At 61.1% G+C, this 16242-nt stretch carries 17 protein-coding genes; 8 read left to right on the forward strand and 9 right to left on the reverse strand.

Annotation, left to right across the window (positions count from 1 at the left end; translation table 11 throughout):
* Positions 1 to 8 precede the first annotated feature (8 nt).
* The 8 genes from corA to mpl all read right to left on the reverse strand — a co-directional run bounded on the left by corA (position 9) and on the right by mpl (position 8392).
* Positions 9 to 974 (reverse strand): magnesium/cobalt transporter CorA, encoded by a 966-nt coding sequence (corA, locus tag CSQ92_RS16935; RefSeq protein ID WP_034746658.1) that lies wholly within the window; start codon positions 972 to 974, stop codon positions 9 to 11.
* Between the two features lie 222 nt (positions 975 to 1196).
* The gene (gene mtgA, locus CSQ92_RS16940) at positions 1197 to 1922 is read right to left on the reverse strand and encodes a monofunctional biosynthetic peptidoglycan transglycosylase (RefSeq protein WP_070255932.1); all 726 of its coding nucleotides are present in this window, start codon (positions 1920 to 1922) and stop codon (positions 1197 to 1199) included.
* The gene (aroE, locus tag CSQ92_RS16945) at positions 1919 to 2746 is read right to left on the reverse strand and encodes a shikimate dehydrogenase (RefSeq protein WP_099395087.1); all 828 of its coding nucleotides are present in this window, start codon (positions 2744 to 2746) and stop codon (positions 1919 to 1921) included. The genes mtgA and aroE overlap by 4 nt, the downstream gene beginning before the upstream one ends.
* Before the next feature lie 11 nt (positions 2747 to 2757).
* Positions 2758 to 3615: an energy transducer TonB family protein gene (locus CSQ92_RS16950; RefSeq protein ID WP_034780245.1), complete on the reverse strand. Its 858-nt coding sequence runs from the start codon at positions 3613 to 3615 to the stop codon at positions 2758 to 2760.
* Between the two features lie 139 nt (positions 3616 to 3754).
* Positions 3755 to 5821 carry a ribonuclease catalytic domain-containing protein gene (locus tag CSQ92_RS16955; RefSeq protein WP_099394854.1) on the reverse strand — a complete coding sequence of 689 codons (2067 nt, stop codon included), beginning with the start codon at positions 5819 to 5821 and terminating at the stop codon, positions 3755 to 3757.
* Positions 5822 to 5823: 2 nt separating this feature from the next.
* Complete coding sequence (locus tag CSQ92_RS16960; RefSeq protein ID WP_099394855.1) at positions 5824 to 6438, reverse strand: chorismate--pyruvate lyase family protein; 615 nt, start codon at positions 6436 to 6438, stop codon at positions 5824 to 5826.
* The gene (locus tag CSQ92_RS16965) at positions 6435 to 7019 is read right to left on the reverse strand and encodes a YqiA/YcfP family alpha/beta fold hydrolase (RefSeq protein ID WP_099394856.1); all 585 of its coding nucleotides are present in this window, start codon (positions 7017 to 7019) and stop codon (positions 6435 to 6437) included. Before CSQ92_RS16965 ends, CSQ92_RS16960 begins: the two co-directional genes overlap by 4 nt.
* The gene (mpl, locus tag CSQ92_RS16970) at positions 7016 to 8392 is read right to left on the reverse strand and encodes a UDP-N-acetylmuramate:L-alanyl-gamma-D-glutamyl-meso-diaminopimelate ligase (protein WP_099394857.1); all 1377 of its coding nucleotides are present in this window, start codon (positions 8390 to 8392) and stop codon (positions 7016 to 7018) included. Before mpl ends, CSQ92_RS16965 begins: the two co-directional genes overlap by 4 nt.
* A gap of 115 nt (positions 8393 to 8507) precedes the next feature.
* On the opposite strand from mpl, the gene CSQ92_RS16975 reads away from it, so the two are divergent.
* The 8 genes from CSQ92_RS16975 (at position 8508) to CSQ92_RS17010 (ending at position 15469) form a co-directional block, all read left to right on the forward strand.
* On the forward strand, positions 8508 to 9146 hold the full coding sequence (locus tag CSQ92_RS16975; protein WP_034780250.1) for a hypothetical protein: 639 nt from the start codon (positions 8508 to 8510) through the stop codon (positions 9144 to 9146).
* Between the two features lie 19 nt (positions 9147 to 9165).
* Entirely contained in the window at positions 9166 to 9732 is a 567-nt protein-coding gene (locus CSQ92_RS16980) for a TlpA family protein disulfide reductase (protein ID WP_034780251.1), read from the forward strand.
* An 82-nt stretch (positions 9733 to 9814) separates the two neighbouring features.
* Positions 9815 to 10252 carry a type II 3-dehydroquinate dehydratase gene (gene aroQ / locus CSQ92_RS16985; protein ID WP_034746628.1) on the forward strand — a complete coding sequence of 146 codons (438 nt, stop codon included), beginning with the start codon at positions 9815 to 9817 and terminating at the stop codon, positions 10250 to 10252.
* Between the two features lie 91 nt (positions 10253 to 10343).
* Positions 10344 to 10805, forward strand: coding sequence for an acetyl-CoA carboxylase biotin carboxyl carrier protein (gene accB / locus CSQ92_RS16990; protein WP_034780252.1), 462 nt, complete (start codon positions 10344 to 10346; stop codon positions 10803 to 10805).
* Positions 10806 to 10906: 101 nt separating this feature from the next.
* A complete protein-coding gene (gene accC, locus CSQ92_RS16995; RefSeq protein WP_034746622.1) occupies positions 10907 to 12322 on the forward strand; it encodes an acetyl-CoA carboxylase biotin carboxylase subunit in 1416 nt (471 codons plus the stop codon).
* Positions 12319 to 13263: a 50S ribosomal protein L11 methyltransferase gene (gene prmA, locus CSQ92_RS17000; protein WP_070281556.1), complete on the forward strand. Its 945-nt coding sequence runs from the start codon at positions 12319 to 12321 to the stop codon at positions 13261 to 13263. Before accC ends, prmA begins: the two co-directional genes overlap by 4 nt.
* An 8-nt stretch (positions 13264 to 13271) precedes the next feature.
* Positions 13272 to 14519, forward strand: coding sequence for a DUF3426 domain-containing protein (locus CSQ92_RS17005; RefSeq protein WP_099394858.1), 1248 nt, complete (start codon positions 13272 to 13274; stop codon positions 14517 to 14519).
* An 11-nt stretch (positions 14520 to 14530) separates the two neighbouring features.
* Positions 14531 to 15469: a carbohydrate kinase family protein gene (locus tag CSQ92_RS17010; RefSeq protein ID WP_070255959.1), complete on the forward strand. Its 939-nt coding sequence runs from the start codon at positions 14531 to 14533 to the stop codon at positions 15467 to 15469.
* A gap of 49 nt (positions 15470 to 15518) precedes the next feature.
* On the opposite strand, the gene CSQ92_RS17015 is transcribed toward CSQ92_RS17010, so the two are convergent.
* Positions 15519 to 16052 carry a YggT family protein gene (locus CSQ92_RS17015; protein ID WP_034780256.1) on the reverse strand — a complete coding sequence of 178 codons (534 nt, stop codon included), beginning with the start codon at positions 16050 to 16052 and terminating at the stop codon, positions 15519 to 15521.
* Positions 16053 to 16242: the final 190 nt, after the last annotated feature.

The following is a 16242-nucleotide window of genomic DNA, read 5'->3' on the forward strand; positions in this document are numbered from 1 at the left end:
GATGCGGTTTACTTCAGCCAGCCGCGGTGGCGGAAGTACAGGAACGGCGCGATGGCGCTGGTGATCATCAAGCCCCAGGCCCACGGATAGCCGAACGACCATTCCAGTTCCGGCATCAGCTTGAAGTTCATGCCGTATACGCTAGCGATCAGGGTCGGCGGCAGGAAGGCCACGCTGGCCACCGAGAAGATCTTGATGATCTTGTTCTGGTTGATGTTGATGAAACCGACGGTGGCATCCATCAGGAAGTTGATCTTGTCAAACAGGAACGAGGTATGGCCGTCCAGCGATTCGATGTCGCGCAAAATCTGCCGCGCTTCCTCGAACTGCTCGGAATTGAGCAAGCGGCCGCGCATCAGGAAACTCACGGCGCGGCGCGTATCCATCATGTTGCGGCGGATACGGCCATTCAAATCTTCCTCGTGGGCAATCGCATTCAGCGCTTCGGCCGCGTGCGCATCGGTAAATTCCTTTTGCAGCACGCGCGTGCTGACTTCTTCCAGGTTCTGGTAGATGCCTTCGAGCACGTCGGCCGAATATTCGGCATCGGTGGCGTACAGGTCGAGCAGCACGTCCATGTAGTCGGCAATCGAGCCGGGCCGCGAACGGGCGCGCATGCGCACCAGGCGGAACACGGGCAAGTCGTCCGTATGCATGGAAAACAGGATCTTGCGGGCCAGGATGAAGGCGACCGTGATGACGCGCGAGGGACCATCGTCCTCTTCGCGCAGGAAATCTGTGCGCAGGTGCAAGTCGCCGTTTTCCGCTTCGTAATAGCGGGCCGACGCTTCAATATCCTTGACTTCGTCTTCGCCCGGCAGGGTAACGTTGTAGATGGCCTTGACCCAGGCCCGTTCATCATCGGTAGGGTCGGTCAGGTCGACCCACACCGGTTCGGCATTTTCGAGGTCTGCGCGGCTGTCGATCGGCACCTGGTTGAGCCGGCCATTCTGTAATACAAAGACATTGATCATGCGCGCTCTCAGCCGGATGTTGGGTTATCGTGATGTGCTGGCGCTGGCGCCAAAAATGAAAACAGCGCAAGTGTACCCGCAAAGGCCTTTTCACGACCACCCCCGGCACCGCTTTTTCACCGAAAAAGTGCGGCGTTGCACCAACCGGTGCCGATTAAGATGCTGCGCTGCAATAGTGCCAATCAGGCAGCTTTAACTTTATACAAAGAAAGCCGGCTGCCATCAAGGCAGTTCCGCCGCTCCCATGCGGCGCAGGATCACGCCCGTACGCCGGTTCAGGTAGCCCGTATCGCGGTGACGGTCATAAAAGCGGGGGTTCGGCAGCATCACGGCCAGTTTTGCCGCCTGCCCGGCGCTCAGGCCCGCCGCGCTGACCCGGTAATAGTGGCGCCCGGCCGCCTCGGCGCCAAAGATGCCCGTGCCAAACTCCACCACGTTCAAATAAATCTCGAAAATGCGCTGCTTTTCCATCAGGCTTTCCAGCATATACGTGATGATCAGTTCCTGGCCCTTGCGCACATAGCTGCGCGAGCCGGACAGGAACAGATTCTTCGCCAGCTGCTGCGTGATGGTGGAACCGCCCGCCACGACCTTCTGCTTCTTGCTGTTTTTTTCATATGCCTTTTGCAAGGCTTCCCAGTCCACGCCTTCGTGCTCGGAAAAATTCGCGTCTTCCGAAGCGATGATGGCCCGTTTCAAGTTGTTCGAGATGCGGTTGTACGGTACCCACGTCTGCTTGATCGTGGCGTTGGGATTCTTGTCCTGCAAGACAGACAGCTGTTCGCGCATGAAAGCCGTACTGGACGGGTTATGCTCGACCCACCACCAGATTTGCAGGAAGAAATACAGCTGCACGACGATAAACGCCAGCACGGGAACGATGAACAGCCACTTGATCCAGCCGTAGCGGCTGCCGCTGCGGCGCTGGCCCTTCTTGCCGGCGCTCACAGGGCACTGCGCAATTGCGCCAGCAAATCCTGCGTCCGCGGCCGCACGCCGCGCCACACGTAAAACGCTTCGGCCGCCTGCTCCACCAGCATGCCCAGGCCGTCGCGCACCTGCGCGCCATGCTGCGCAGCAAAGTCCATGAAGACGGTGGGCTGGGCGCCATACATCATGTCCAGCGCCAGCGTGTGATCGCCGAAGATTCCCGGCGGCACGGGCGGCAAGTCGCCCGCCAGGCTGGCCGAGGTGGCATTGATGACGATATCAAAGACGCCATCGGGCTGCGTGTAGCCGCCGGCGCGCAACTGACCGGGTTGATCCAGCGCATCGGCAAACTGCGCCACCAGCGCCTCGGCCGTAGCCACGGTGCGGTTGGCAATGAAGATTTCCTGCGGCCCCTGTTCCAGCAAGGGCAGCACGACGCCGCGCGCCGCGCCGCCCGCGCCCAGCAGCAGGACGCGCTTGCCGGAGACACTCACGCCCGCGTTGCGCATGATGTCCGCCACCAGGCCCGCGCCATCGGTATTGTCGCCAAGAATGGTATCGCCATCGAAACGCAGGGTATTGACGGCGCCGGCCGCTTGCGCGCGCGGCGTCAGGACGGTGGCCAGCGCGCACGCGTCCAGTTTGAAGGGCACCGTCACATTCGCGCCCTTGCCGCCCTCGGCGGCAAACGTACGGGCCGCCAGGGCAAAGCCATCGAGCGGCGCCAGGCGACGATCGTAGACGATGGGCTCGCCCGTCTGCAGGGCAAACGCGGCGTGGATCAAGGGGGACTTGCTGTGGGCGATGGGATTGCCGAAGACACAATATTGATCGGGATTCATTTCTTGCTTGTTCAATTGCTGCCGCCAGTCAGGTTAGCTTCCATTTTTTCTTCGCGCGTAAATTTGAAGCGGGTAATGACGACCCACAGGTCATCCTTATCACTTGACAACATGTTCGGTGGGAAACGCCCATACGGTGCCGCGCGACGCACGATGGCCAGAGCCGCCGCATCGAGCGCGGGGTTGCCCGAGCTTTTCTCCACGCGGGCGCCGCCTTCCTTCTGGTAAATCGTGCCATCCTGGAAGATAGGGATGTAGACAACCAGTTCGCCATACATCTTGCGGCCATTCTTTTGCGGGAAATTCAGGGTGCCGATTTCCTCGATGCGCTTTTGCAGGGTCTTGTAATACATGGCGTAGCCGACTTCCTGCGTGCTGGGCGTAATGAAAGTCTTGCGCGGACGCTTGTTCTGGTCTTCCACGGTCTGGCTGATCTCGGCCGCCATGCGCGCGATGGCCTTGCTGCTTTCCATCAAGTCCGAACCGGATGCGAGCGGATTGGGCTTGTCTTTTTCCGTGACGGGCGCGGCGCTGTAAGGCGTCGGCCTGGCCGCCTGCGTCAGCAGCTCCTGCTGCTTCTGCTCGAGTTCGGCAATGCGCCGGGCGCTGGCCTTGACGCTGTCGCCCTCTTCCACCTGGCGCATGTCGGGCAAGGGCGACTTGGCGCGGCCCTTGTCGGCTTGTCCGCCACCGTCGAGATTGGCTTGCGCCAGGGCATCGGCCTTCAGCGGCTTGTTCGCATGCTTGGCGTTGACCAGGATCACTTCCAGGCCGGGATCGGTCGCCACGGCCCGCTGCGGGGCCGGGGCGACAAAATGCATCGCCAGCAAGGCGCCGTGCGCCAGCAGCGATACCGCCACGGCAATCATCAGGAAACGATTCTCTCGGAAAGACTTCACGCGCAACCCAATTCGCAACAAACACACCATAACAAGATGGCTGAATTCTACGTCAAAGGGCGGTGCCGGCAACAGTTTTCAGCACCGCCTTGATGGCCTGACGACGGCCTTACTTGACCTCGGGTTCGCTGACCACGTCTTCGCTGGCCAGTTCCGCCACTTCCGCATCGGCGTCGCTGACCTGGTTCGCCGCTTCCGGCGATGCTTCCGGCGCCACGTCGCCCGATTCTTCTTCGTAATCCAGTTCGGCATCGGCCGCCGCATCCGGTACGGCGGCGATTTCCAGCAGGCGCGCTTCGATGCTCAGGTCGACCTCATCCCAGCGCAGCAAGTCCAGTTTTACCTGGGCGCCGCGCGCCACCGATGGCATGCCCGGCAGCTTGATGACCAGCGGAATGTCGACCAGGCGCAGGATCTCGTCTTTCAGCACGACGGCATCGACCTGGCGCGCGTTTTCCTGGTGCAACCAGCGCAAGCACCAATAGCGTTCCATGTTCGACTGGAAATCGCCATACGCGGCATACGCGGCGTCGAACGCCGAAACGATGGCGAACAGATTCGCATCGCGCGGCTTGAACGGGGCCACCAGCGGCGCCGTCACGCCATGCTCGGCGCAGGCGATGATTTGCCACTGGTTCACCAGGTCCGTATAGCGGCGCAACGGCGAGGTGCTCCACGCGTATTGATCGACGCCCAGGCCCTGGTGCGGCGCCGCATGGGTGACCATGCGCACCTGCATCTTTGCCGCCCAGCTATTGCCACTGCCACCGCCCTGGCTGCGATAGATGCCGGGCACGCCATGGTCGTGCAGCATCTTGCCCCAGGTACTGTTGGCAAAAATCATCAGTTCCGCGACGATCTTGTCGAGCGGCGCGCCACGCTTGCGGCGCGCCACGGTGACGATGTCGTTTTCCACATAGAAATTGAAATCGACGCGGTTATTCTGTTCCGGCTTCAGGCCGAACGCTTCGCGTTTCTTCATGCGGCCCTGTTCCAGCTGCTGCGCCCATTGCCACAGCACGGCAAAATCGGCCTTGTGCGGGTACTCGCCTTCGCCGCTGGCCAAGGTTTCCTCGTTGACCAGGTCATCCAGCTGGTTATGGCGCAAGTTGCTGGCAATCGGCACCAGCTCGGCCCGCGTCTGCGTGCTGACCACGGCCCAGTCCGCTTTCGGGTCCAGCGTGGCGTACAGCGACAGGGCCGGGCACGTCGTGCCTTCCGCCAGGGTAAACGCGTTGACGATTTCGTCCGGCAGCATGGTGATCTTGTCGCCGGGCATGTAGACGGTCGACATGCGCTGGCGCGCCATCTTGTCGATCACGTCTTCCGGGCGGATGCCCAGGCCCGGCGCGGCGATGTGTATACCCACTTTCACGGTGCCATCGGGCAGCGGCTGCACGGAGAAGGCATCGTCGATCTCGGTCGTGGTCACGTCGTCGATCGAGAAGCCGGCCACGTCGGCCAGCGGCAGCTTGGCCGTCACGGACGGCACGGGCACGCTCGGGAAGCCGGCGCCTTTCGGGAAATTTTCGAAGAGGAATTTCGACAAGTGCAAATCTTTCGGCGAAGCAATACCGCCGACAGCCAGCATCAAACGCGGCGGCGTCGTGTGCAATTCCGTGCACGCCGCTTCCAGCGCCTTGTATTCGATGGTGTTCTTGTCCGGCTTGAACAGCAGTTGCAGCACCATGGGCTGCATCGAGGCAGGCAAGCGGTTCTGTTTCAGCTCTTCCACATAGGCGGCTTGCACCAGCGCCTGCTGCTTTTTCTTTTCGATACCGGCCAATGCCGCCTTCAGCGACGCTTCCGGCGCCGCCTTGTAGCGGCCACGGCCTTTCTTGTAGAAATACACGGGCGCCGAATGCAGGGCCAGGATCAGGCCGGCCGCTTCCGGCGGCAACGGTGCGTGGCCGAAATACTCGGCGCCCAGCTCGGCAAAGCCGAACTCGTCTTCACCCGCCACTTCCCACAGGAAATCGAGGTCAATCTCGGCAGCAACTGTCTTGGCTTGCTCCAGCAACTCGGCCGGGGACGGCTTTTCATACTGCAGCAGCACATCCTTGACCTTGACCTTGGTACGCTTGCCGCTGGCCATTTCGACCTGGTACGCTTCACCCGCCTGCGACAGGACCGTGCCGACCTTGAAATCGCCGGATTCTTCAAAAAATAGATTCATTGTTATGCTTTGTTTATTAATGTGTCGGTTGCAACGGTGCGAGTGAAGGGATTCAACTCCAGCACCGCCGGCAAAAATACTTCTGTTACCAGCAGCAATCCCTGGTGACGCTGGTACAGGCAGCGGCGGGCAAAAAACAGCGCCTGCTCGCCGGCGCGCTGCCCTTCCAATGCCAGCGCCGCCTGCGCCCGCTGCACCAGCGGGTGGCCGGCGCGCAAGCGGGCAAATTCCAGTTCGCCGCGCCGCACCATGCGGTCGCCAAACAAGGTCGTGCCCAGCGAGCGCTCGCCCAGCGCGGAAAACAAGGGCCAGTCCGTGGCCGTCGCCTGCATGGGCACGACGGTATGGCCAAACACGGCCGGTTTGTTATCACAACGCAACAGCACTTCGCGTTCCCATACCCGGCCCGCGCGGTGCAAACCGATGATGGCGGCCTCGTCCGTCAAACAGCGCGATGTTTTCTGATGCAAACATTGCACGCGAAACGCCTGGCTATGCGCTTTCAGCTTGGCCGTCAGCGACCCACCGCCCGTGAGCCAGTGGCGCAAGGCCAGCGGCGCATTGACGGCGTTCACGTGCGCATGCCATTGCGCCTGCCGCAGCGACCCCGGCCTCACTTGGCCGCGTCCGCATCGATGCCGCAAAATGCCAGCACGGGCGCCACGTATGCGGCAAATTCGCTGATGCCATGGTCGCTGCCATCGATGACGCACTGCTGCGCCCCCTGATAATGCGCCACCATGTCGCGGTAGTCGAGCACTTCATCGCCCGTGGCGGCAATCAGGAAATAGCGTTGCGGCTCGGTAATTTTCTCTACGGCAAAGGTTCGCAGCTCGTCGATGTATTCGCGCTTGAACTCGAATGGCTTGTCTGAATGGAACTCGGTCGTCACGCCCACATGCTGTTCCAGGTCGATCAGGGGTACGATGGCAGGGTTCAGCAGCACGGCGCGGCAACCGAGCTGCTCCGCCAGCCAGGTGGCGTAATAGCCGCCCAGCGAGGAGCCGATGATCGTCAGCTCGGCCGGCGTCACATCCTTGACCAGCGACAGGGCCAGTTCGATGGCCAGCTTGGGCGAGGCCGGCAATTGCGGGCACAGCCATTCGGCCTCGCGGCCCAGCGCCTGCATCTGCGCGGCCAGCAGGCGCGACTTCATCGACAGGGGCGACGAGCGAAATCCATGCAGGTACAGAATCATCGGCCCAGCGCCTCCAGCAACTTCTGGTGCACGCCGCCAAAGCCGCCGTTGCTCATGACCACGATCTGGTCGCCGGGACGGGCGCTGGCGGCCACGGCGGCCACCAAGGTATCGATGTCTTCGTAGGCGCTGGCAATCTTGCCCAGCGGCGCCAGCGCGTCGCCCAGGCTCCAGCCCAGCGCGGCATGGCTGCCGAAACCGAAGACCAGGTCGGCATCCTTCAGGCTGCCCGGCAGCGCATCTTTCATGGCGCCCAGCTTCATGGTGTTCGAACGCGGTTCCAGCACGGCCAGGATGCGGCCGCTGCTGCCTATCTTCTGGCGCAGCCCGCCCACGGTGGTGGCAATGGCCGTCGGGTGGTGCGCGAAATCGTCGTACACGGTAATGCCGTTGACCACGCCGCGCACTTCCATGCGCCGCTTGACGCTCTCGAAGCTGGCCAGCGAAGCGCAGGCCTGGGCAATCGGCACGCCCACGTGGCGCGCGGCGGCGATGGCCGCCAGCGCATTGCTGCGGTTGTGCTTGCCCGTGAGCGCCCACGCCACATGGCCTTCCTGCTGGCCATTGAAATACACGTCGAAGCTGCCATCGGCCTGCTCTTGCAGTTGCCAGTTGGCATCTTGACCAAAACTTTCCTTTTCACTCCAGCAACCGCGCGCCAGCACGCGCTGCAGCGACGCTTCGTCGCCGTTGAACACGAGGCGGCCAATGCCGGGCACGGTGCGCACCAGGTGATGGAATTGCGTCTCGATCGCGTGCAGATCGGGGAAGATGTCGGCGTGATCATATTCCAGGTTATTCATGACGGCCGTCTTCGCATGGTAATGCACGAACTTGCTGCGCTTGTCGAAGAAGGCCGTATCGTATTCATCGGCTTCGATGACGAAGAAGTCCGAGTCGGCGCTCTTGCCGTCGATTTTGCCGCTGAGGCGGGCGGAAATGCCAAAGTTCATCGGCACCCCGCCGATCAGGAAGCCCGGCGCGTAGCCCGCGTCTTCGAGTATCCAGGCCAGCATGGCCGAGGTTGTCGTCTTGCCATGCGTCCCCGCCACGGCCAGCACCCACTTGTTGCGCAAGATGTGTTCACCGATCCACTGCGGGCCGGACACATACGGCAGGCTGCGGTTGAGGATTTCTTCCACCAGCGGGTTGCCGCGCGAAACCACATTGCCAATCACATACAAATCCGGGTTCAACTTGGTTTGTTCCGGATCAAAGCCCTGGATCAGTTCGATTCCCTGCGATTCCAGCTGGGTGCTCATCGGCGGATACACGTTGGCATCGCAACCAGTGACTTTATGGCCGGCTTCCTTGGCCAGGACAGCCAGGCCGCCCATGAAGGTACCGCAAATGCCGAGAATATGAATATGCATGTGATCAGTGCGAAAGGTGCACGCTTAAGTAAGTAAGACGGTGAGATAAAAAACAGCAAGTGCAGGATTTTACCTGACGCCATGACTTTTTCCGCTTCGGAGTATCATCTCGCTCATGACAAACGATGCATTTGACGATAGCGCGCAGTTGCGCCTGGAAATCGCTGCCGCTGCCGCGCGCCTCGTGGCGCAGGATGGCGCCGACTATGGCAGCGCCAAGCGCAAGGCGGCGCGGCAAGTCCTCGGTGACGCGCCGAACCTGCCCAATATACTGCCTGACAACGACATGATCGAAGAACAGGTGCGGCAATACAATGCCCTGTTCCTGGCCGACAGCCAGCCGGCGCGATTGTTCCAGCTGCGCACGATCGCGCTGCAGGTGATGGAGGCGTTGCAACAATTTCATCCCCTGCTCAGTGGCCCCGTACTCAATGGCACGGCCGGCCCCCACGACGAGATCTATTTGCAGCTGTTTGCCGAGAGCGCCAAGGAAATCCACATCTTCCTGCTCAATAAAAATGTCGTGCTCGACATGTCGGAAAGCCCGCATTTCAAGGGAGCGCGTTATGATGCGGTCGAGACAGCCAGTTTCTTGTGGAAAAACGAAGGCGTGCACGCGGCCCTGTATGAGCTCGACGATATGCGCGGCGCGCTGAAAGCCAAGGCGGACGGCAAGGTGCTGCGCACCGATATCGCCGGGCTGCGCAGCCTGCTGGCCGCCAGCCTCGCCGATGGCGTGCCGGCTGCCGACTAACATTGATATAGATAAAGTTATGACAAAAAAGAATTGGATCGCCTGTGCCATCGTGGCGTTGATGTTTGGCGGCATGGGCGCTTACGTCGGTTTGAGCAAGGAAAAAGCGAAAGAAGCGGAGAAAGAAGCGGGACCGCTGACGACCGCCATCGCGCCAGGCGCGACGGGTCCCGTCAACGAGCTGTATGCGCTGTCCCTGCCGGACGCGGCAGGCGCCACGCAAGCCTTGTCGCAATGGAAAGGCAAGAATTTGCTGGTCAATTTCTGGGCACCGTGGTGCCCGCCGTGCGTGGAAGAAATGCCGGAGTTATCCGAAGTGCAAGGCCACTACGGGGCGAAAAATCTGCAGGTGATCGGTATCGGCATCGATTCGGCCAGTAATATTGCCACTTTTGCCAGCAAGGTCAAGATCGCCTATCCCGTGTATGTGTCCGGCATGAGCGGCACCGACCTGTCGCGTCATTTTGGCAATGCCACGGGCGGTTTGCCCTTTACGGTGCTGATCGGCGCCGATGGCGAAGTCAAAAAGACCTATCTGGGCCGCTTGAAATTTGATCAGTTGCGCGCCGATCTGGATAAATTGTAAATTCGGAGCGTGCTTTTTTCTCTTGCCAATGCGTATCTTTGGCGGCAAAATGCGGAACTTTCGCTAAAACGGTCTTCCATACATGGCAAAAAACCTCCTTCTGCTCAACGGTCCCAACCTGAATTTGCTGGGAACGCGCGAGCCTGAGGTCTACGGCGCCAGCACCTTGGCCGATATCGAGCAGGCAGCAATGGCGCAAGCCATGGCGGCCGGTGCCGACCTGGTTTGCTTTCAAAGCAACCATGAAGGCGCGCTGATCGACCGCATCCATGCCGCGCGAGCGGAAGGGATCGATGCCATCGTCATCAATCCGGGCGGCCTGACCCATACCAGCGTTGCTTTGCGCGATGCGCTGGCCGGGGTCGCCATCCCGTTCGTGGAAGTCCATATCTCGAATATTTATCAACGCGAAACGTTTCGACATCACTCATTTCTCAGCGCGATCGCGCAGGGGACGATCTGCGGCCTGGGTATCGATGGATATCGGTTTGCCATCGACTTTGCGCTTAAAAAACGTTAATCTACGCGATCTGCACGCATTTAGCGCGGCGATAGGTTCTTGGACATCACCGCATCACTCATAAAACAAACTACATTCCTAGGGGTTTTACATGGATCTACGAAAACTCAAGACCTTGATCGACCTGGTCGCCGAATCGGATATCGCAGAGCTGGAAGTTACCGAAGGCGAAAGCAAGGTTCGCATCGTCAAATCGTCGGCCATGCCGCAAAACCAGATGGTCATGATGCAGCCGCAAGGCATGCAAGCCCAATACCAGCCAGCCGCGCCAGCCGCAGCACCAGCGGCTGCTGCCGTCGTGGTCGCCGCCGAGCCAACGGGCTATGTGGTCAAGTCGCCGATGGTCGGTACCTTCTACCGTTCCTCCGCTCCTGGCAGCGCCGCCTATGTTGAAGTGGGCTCGACCGTCAAGGAAGGTGATACCCTGTGCATTATCGAAGCGATGAAGCTCCTGAATGAAATCGACTCCGATAAAGCCGGTGTCGTGACCCAGATCCTGGTCGAAAACGGCCAACCGGTCGAATTCGGTCAACCCTTGTTTGTGATCGGCTAAAACCCAGTCCACACGGCCGGCAACGGCCGTTTGCAGTTTTAGCCCCTCACACTTGTTGTTTCGCCGGCTCGCCGGCTCTCACAGACATACGCGAACCTACCATGTTTGAAAAAATCCTGATTGCCAACCGTGGTGAAATTGCCCTCCGTATTCAGCGCGCCTGCCGCGAAATGGGCATTAAAACGGTTGTAGTCCACTCCGAAGCCGACAAGGACGCGAAATACGTCAAGCTGGCCGACGAATCCGTTTGTATCGGCCCGGCACAGTCGTCCCTGAGCTACCTGAACATGCCCGCCATCATCAGCGCTGCTGAAGTGACGGATGCGCAAGCGATTCACCCAGGCTATGGCTTCCTGTCGGAAAATGCCGACTTTGCCGAACGCGTCGAGAAATCGGGCTTCGTCTTCATCGGCCCCCGCTCCGAATCGATCCGTTTGATGGGCGACAAAGTGTCGGCCAAGCAAACCATGATCAAGGCTGGCGTACCGTGCGTACCCGGCTCGGAAGGCGCGTTGCCGGACGATCCGAAAGCGATCGTGCAAATTGCCCGCAAGATCGGCTACCCGGTCATCATCAAGGCCGCCGGTGGCGGTGGCGGACGCGGCATGCGCGTGGTGCACACGGAAGCGGCCCTGATCAACGCCGTGGCGATGACCAAGACGGAAGCCGGCACGGCCTTCGGCAACCCTGAAGTGTATATGGAGAAGTATCTGGAAAATCCGCGCCACGTGGAAATCCAGATCCTCGCCGACGAACACAAGAACGCCGTCTGGCTGGGCGAGCGCGACTGCTCCATGCAGCGCCGCCACCAGAAAGTGATCGAAGAAGCACCAGCGCCGGGCATCCCGCGCAAACTGATCGAGAAAATCGGTGACCGTTGCGCCGAAGCTTGCCGCAAGATCGGCTACCGCGGCGCCGGCACGTTTGAATTCCTGTACGAAAACGGCGAGTTCTATTTCATTGAAATGAATACCCGCGTGCAAGTGGAACATCCGGTTACCGAGATGATCACCGGCATCGACATCGTGCAAGAACAGATCCGCATCGCGGCCGGCGAAAAACTGCGTTTCCGCCAGCGCGACGTCCTGCTGTCGGGCCACGCCATCGAGTGCCGCATCAACGCCGAAGATCCCTTCAAGTTCACGCCATCGCCAGGCAAGATCGTGTCGTGGCATGCACCGGGCGGTCCTGGCATCCGCGTCGACTCGCACGCCTACGCCGGCTACTACGTGCCGCCGCACTACGACTCGATGATCGGCAAAGTGATCGCTTACGGCGCCACGCGCGAGCAGGCGATCCGCCGCATGCAGATCGCCCTGTCCGAAATGGTGGTCGAAGGCATCAACACGAACATCGCCCTGCACCGCGAACTGATGATCGACGCGCGCTTTATCGAAGGCGGCACCAACATTCACTATCTGGAACAGAAACTGGCCGACATGCCGGACCTGGGCAAGAACCTGAATGGCGGCAGCCCCAGCATCGCCAAGAAGTCCGAAATCAAGGCGGGCGCATGAGCTGGACGGAAATCGTCATCGAGATCGCCCGTGACAACGCCGAGGCCATGTCCGACGCGTTGATGGAAGCGGGCGCCCTGTCGGTCTCGGTGGAAGACGCCGATGAAGGCACGGATGCCGAGCAGCCGCTGTTTGGCGAGCCGGGCATGGAACCGAAGGAAGCGGCGTGGGAACGCAGCCGCGTGGTGGCGCTGACGGACGTCGACGCCGACCAGGCTGCCATCGTGGCCGCTGCGGCCCAGGCCGTCGGCATGGCGGAAGTTCCCGCCTTTGCCATGCGCCCCGTCGAAGAGCAGGACTGGGTGCGCCTGACCCAGTCGCAATTCGCCCCGATTCACATCGGCAAGAATATCTGGGTCGTGCCCAGCTGGCACGAGGCACCGGACCCTGACGGCCTGATCCTGGAACTGGATCCGGGCCTGGCCTTCGGCACGGGCAGCCACCCGACCACGCGTTTGTGCATGGAATGGCTGGAAGCCAATCCGGCTCCTGGCAAGACTGTGCTCGACTACGGTTGCGGTTCCGGCATCCTGGCCATGGTGGCCAAGAAACTCGGTGCGGAAACGGTGGCCGGCGTCGACATCGACCCGCAAGCGATCGAATCGGCGCGCGACAATGCCGAACGCAACCAGTGCGAGATCGAATATTTCTTGCCAGACACGTTTGCCACTTCGGCACACGCCACGGCCAAGTTTGACATCGTCGTCGCCAACATCCTGTCGAGCCCATTGAAGCTGATGGCGCCGATGCTGTCGGGCCGTGTCGCCGATGGCGGCGCGCTGATCCTGTCCGGCGTGCTGGCACGCCAGGCGGAAGAAGTGGCCGCTGCCTACGCACCATTCATCCAGCTGGGTGTGTGGGCCGAGCAAGATGGCTGGGTGGCTCTGCATGGCCGCCTGGGCAGCACGCAAGCACCTGCGCCCCGCGCGGAAGGTGCATAAGCACAGCAATGGCCCTCGCCACCAAATGCCCCCATTGCAACACGATATTTCGGGTCGCTGCTGACCAATTGAAGTTACGTGGGGGCATCGTGCGCTGTGGCACGTGCAGGGAAGTGTTTGACGGCAATGCCGCGCTGATCGATCCAGCCGCGGCATCGCCGTTTTTAACGTCCGCTCCCGGCACTGCCGCTCCCCTGCCAACCAGTTATCCGGCCGACAACAGCCTGCCGTCCGCCACGGACGACGAACCCATTTATTCCCTCGACTTCGACACCTCGTTCGACCCGTTCGGCATCCTGCCGGAAACGGCGCAGCTCAAGGAGAACGAAGACGATGGCGAGTACATCGAGCTGGACCTCGACGTGGCACTGCCTGACGAGGCGCTGGCCGACACGCCTGCCGCCGCACCGCTCGACCTGCCTGAATCTGCTGCAACACCGGCAGAGCTGCCCGAACCACCGTTGCCCCAGCCGATGGCGCCCTTCAAGCGCCGCCAGATCGATGACGCGCCCGCCTTCGCCACGTATTTGCGCGATAGCCGCCGCGAACCGAACCTGGAAACGGTGACAGCCCCGGCCGCTCCGGCATTGCCTGCCGCTGAAAAAGTCAGTCTGGACAAGCCCGCGCGCCGGGAACCCACGCTGGCCGACCATTCCTTCACGCCATTGCCCGCCGCCCCCGTCGCGCCGGATGCCGCCGAAGAGCAGGAAGAACCCATCCTGCCGCCGGCCGACGACGAGCCGGCCTTTGTGACCTTGGGCCGGCGCCGCGAACAGAGCGGCAAGGCCTTGCGCGTGGCCATGGCCATCGGCTCGGTTGTACTGCTGCTTTTACTATTCCTGCAAGTGATGACCACCTTCCGCAATCCGCTGGCGGCGCAATTTCCGCAGTGGAAGCCGACCCTGGTCGCGCTGTGCAAGCTCAGTGGCTGCCAGGTCGACTTGCCGGCGCAGATCGAGGCGCTGGCTATCGAGCAAGGCGAGTTGCAGACCTTGAAGGACCAGACTTTCTCCTACGTCTCGCTGCTGCGCAACCAGAGCCGCAGCGTGCAAGCCTGGCCCAGCATCGAACTGATACTCAACGACGCCAATGACAAGCCGGTCTTGCGCCGCGTGATCGCGCCGCGCGACTACCTGCCGGCCACGATCGACGTGAGCACGGGGTTTGCACCGCGCTCGGAACAAACCATCAAACTGTATTTCGCATTAGACCAGCTCACGGCGTCTGGCTACCATATCGCCATCTTTTATCCTTAACAGACACTATCATGACCAAAACATCGCTGATCTGCGGCTCGCTTGCCACCGACACCATCATGCAATTCCCCGGCCGCTTCGGCGAATCCCTGCTGGCCGACCAGTTGCACAAAGTAAACGTGTCCTTCCTCGTGCCAACCATGCGCACGGAGTTCGGCGGCTGCTCGGGCAACATCGCCTACAGCCTGAAAATGCTGGGCGGCGACCCGCGCATCGTCGGCGTCATGGGGCAAGATAGCGCCGCCTACCTGGAACGCCTGCAAAAGCTGGGCATTTCCACCGCCAACATCCTCATCAAGGCCGACAGCTACAACGCGCAGTGCTTCGTCACGGCCGATGCGGACAATAACCAGATCAATGCCTTCCACCCGGGCGCCATGTCGTTTGCGCATGAAAACCCGATCGCCAATGCGGGCCCGGCCAAGGTGGCCATCATTTCGCCGGACGGCGACCAGGGCATGCTCAAGCACGCCGCCGACCTGGCCGGGCTGGGCATCCCCTTCATGTTCGACCCGGGCCAGCAGTTGCCACGCTTCAATGGCGAACAGTTGATCGATTTCATCAACAAAGCCACGTATGTATCGGCCAACGATTATGAGATGGAAATGTTGATGGAACGCACGGGATTGACCCTGCCGGACATCGCCAGCCGCCTGGAAGCGCTGATCGTCACGCGTGGCGAAAAAGGGTCGGAAATCTATACGGACGGCAAGCGCATCGACATTCCTGTCGTGACCGCCAAAGAAGTGCTGGACCCGACCGGCTGCGGCGACGCCTACCGTGCCGGCTTGCTGTTCGGTATCACCAACGACCTGGGCTGGGAAACCAGCGGCCGTCTGGCCAGCCTGCTGGGCGCCATCAAGATCGCCACCCAGGGCGCGCAAAACCATGTGTTTACGCCGGAGAGCATCGCCGACCAGTTCGAAGCGGCGTTCGGTTACCGCTATTAGTATGTAGTCCGGTCGGCTTGCGCCCAAGCGCCAGGCCGACCTTCTCGTATTACCTCACCACAATAATCATCCCCACCAGCACCTGCGCGATCTGCAGCAGGATCAAAGCCACCAGCAGCGACAGATCCAGGCTGCCGACCAGCGGCACCACCTTGCGTATCGGACGCAGCAGGGGCTCGTTCAAGGCCCGTACAAACGGCGCCAGCGGCGCATGCGGGTTGACCCAGCTGAAGATGGCTTCGATGATCAGCAAGGCCATGAAACCGTAGAGTATCCATTGCAGGAAGCGTTGCAGCGACTTGAGCAGCACCACTTCGACAGGGTAGCCGGAAATAAACAGCACCGAGCTGGCCAGCAGCACGATCAGGAAGGCGCCGATCAGGCTGGCCCAGTCATACCCGCCCACGCCCGGCACCACGCGGCGCAGGGGGCGCACCAGCCAGTCGGACAATTGAAACGTGAATTGCGCCACCGACGAAGGCGGCCGCACGCGCACCGCCTGCATCCAGAAGCGCAGCAGCAACACGCCGCCCAGCAAGGTGGCGATGGTATCAACGATCAATGTAAGGATAACGATCAGCACGACTAATTCTCCAAAAAAAAACCGCTGTGTGATTGAGTCACACAGCGGCGTGTTGCCTCATCCAGGCACCCGTATCGTTGGAATTACGATGGGCGGGTGCTGGTTGGGAATGGCCAGGCTGCAGCCGGAGCCAACACGGTTTTTGCTACAGGTGCGATAGGTGCCGATGGCTTGGCGACAGGAGCTGCCT

Source organism: Janthinobacterium sp. BJB446 (assembly GCF_002735655.1).
GTDB classification, from domain to species: domain Bacteria; phylum Pseudomonadota; class Gammaproteobacteria; order Burkholderiales; family Burkholderiaceae_D; genus Janthinobacterium; species Janthinobacterium lividum.

Bases quoted from the DNA above. Each gene is read 5' to 3' on its own strand.
- corA (WP_034746658.1), bottom strand. From the start codon at position 974: ATGATCAATGTCTTTGTATTACAGAATGGCCGGCTCAACCAGGTGCCG.
- CSQ92_RS16975 (WP_034780250.1), top strand. From the start codon at position 8,508: ATGACAAACGATGCATTTGACGATAGCGCGCAGTTGCGCCTGGAAATC.
- accB (WP_034780252.1), top strand. From the start codon at position 10,344: ATGGATCTACGAAAACTCAAGACCTTGATCGACCTGGTCGCCGAATCG.
- CSQ92_RS16965 (WP_099394856.1), bottom strand. From the start codon at position 7,019: ATGATTCTGTACCTGCATGGATTTCGCTCGTCGCCCCTGTCGATGAAG.
- CSQ92_RS17005 (WP_099394858.1), top strand. From the start codon at position 13,272: ATGGCCCTCGCCACCAAATGCCCCCATTGCAACACGATATTTCGGGTC.
- CSQ92_RS17010 (WP_070255959.1), top strand. From the start codon at position 14,531: ATGACCAAAACATCGCTGATCTGCGGCTCGCTTGCCACCGACACCATC.
- mpl (WP_099394857.1), bottom strand. From the start codon at position 8,392: ATGCATATTCATATTCTCGGCATTTGCGGTACCTTCATGGGCGGCCTG.
- CSQ92_RS16955 (WP_099394854.1), bottom strand. From the start codon at position 5,821: ATGAATCTATTTTTTGAAGAATCCGGCGATTTCAAGGTCGGCACGGTC.
- prmA (WP_070281556.1), top strand. From the start codon at position 12,319: ATGAGCTGGACGGAAATCGTCATCGAGATCGCCCGTGACAACGCCGAG.
- CSQ92_RS16950 (WP_034780245.1), bottom strand. From the start codon at position 3,615: ATGATTGCCGTGGCGGTATCGCTGCTGGCGCACGGCGCCTTGCTGGCG.
- aroQ (WP_034746628.1), top strand. From the start codon at position 9,815: ATGGCAAAAAACCTCCTTCTGCTCAACGGTCCCAACCTGAATTTGCTG.
- aroE (WP_099395087.1), bottom strand. From the start codon at position 2,746: ATGAATCCCGATCAATATTGTGTCTTCGGCAATCCCATCGCCCACAGC.
- CSQ92_RS16980 (WP_034780251.1), top strand. From the start codon at position 9,166: ATGACAAAAAAGAATTGGATCGCCTGTGCCATCGTGGCGTTGATGTTT.
- accC (WP_034746622.1), top strand. From the start codon at position 10,907: ATGTTTGAAAAAATCCTGATTGCCAACCGTGGTGAAATTGCCCTCCGT.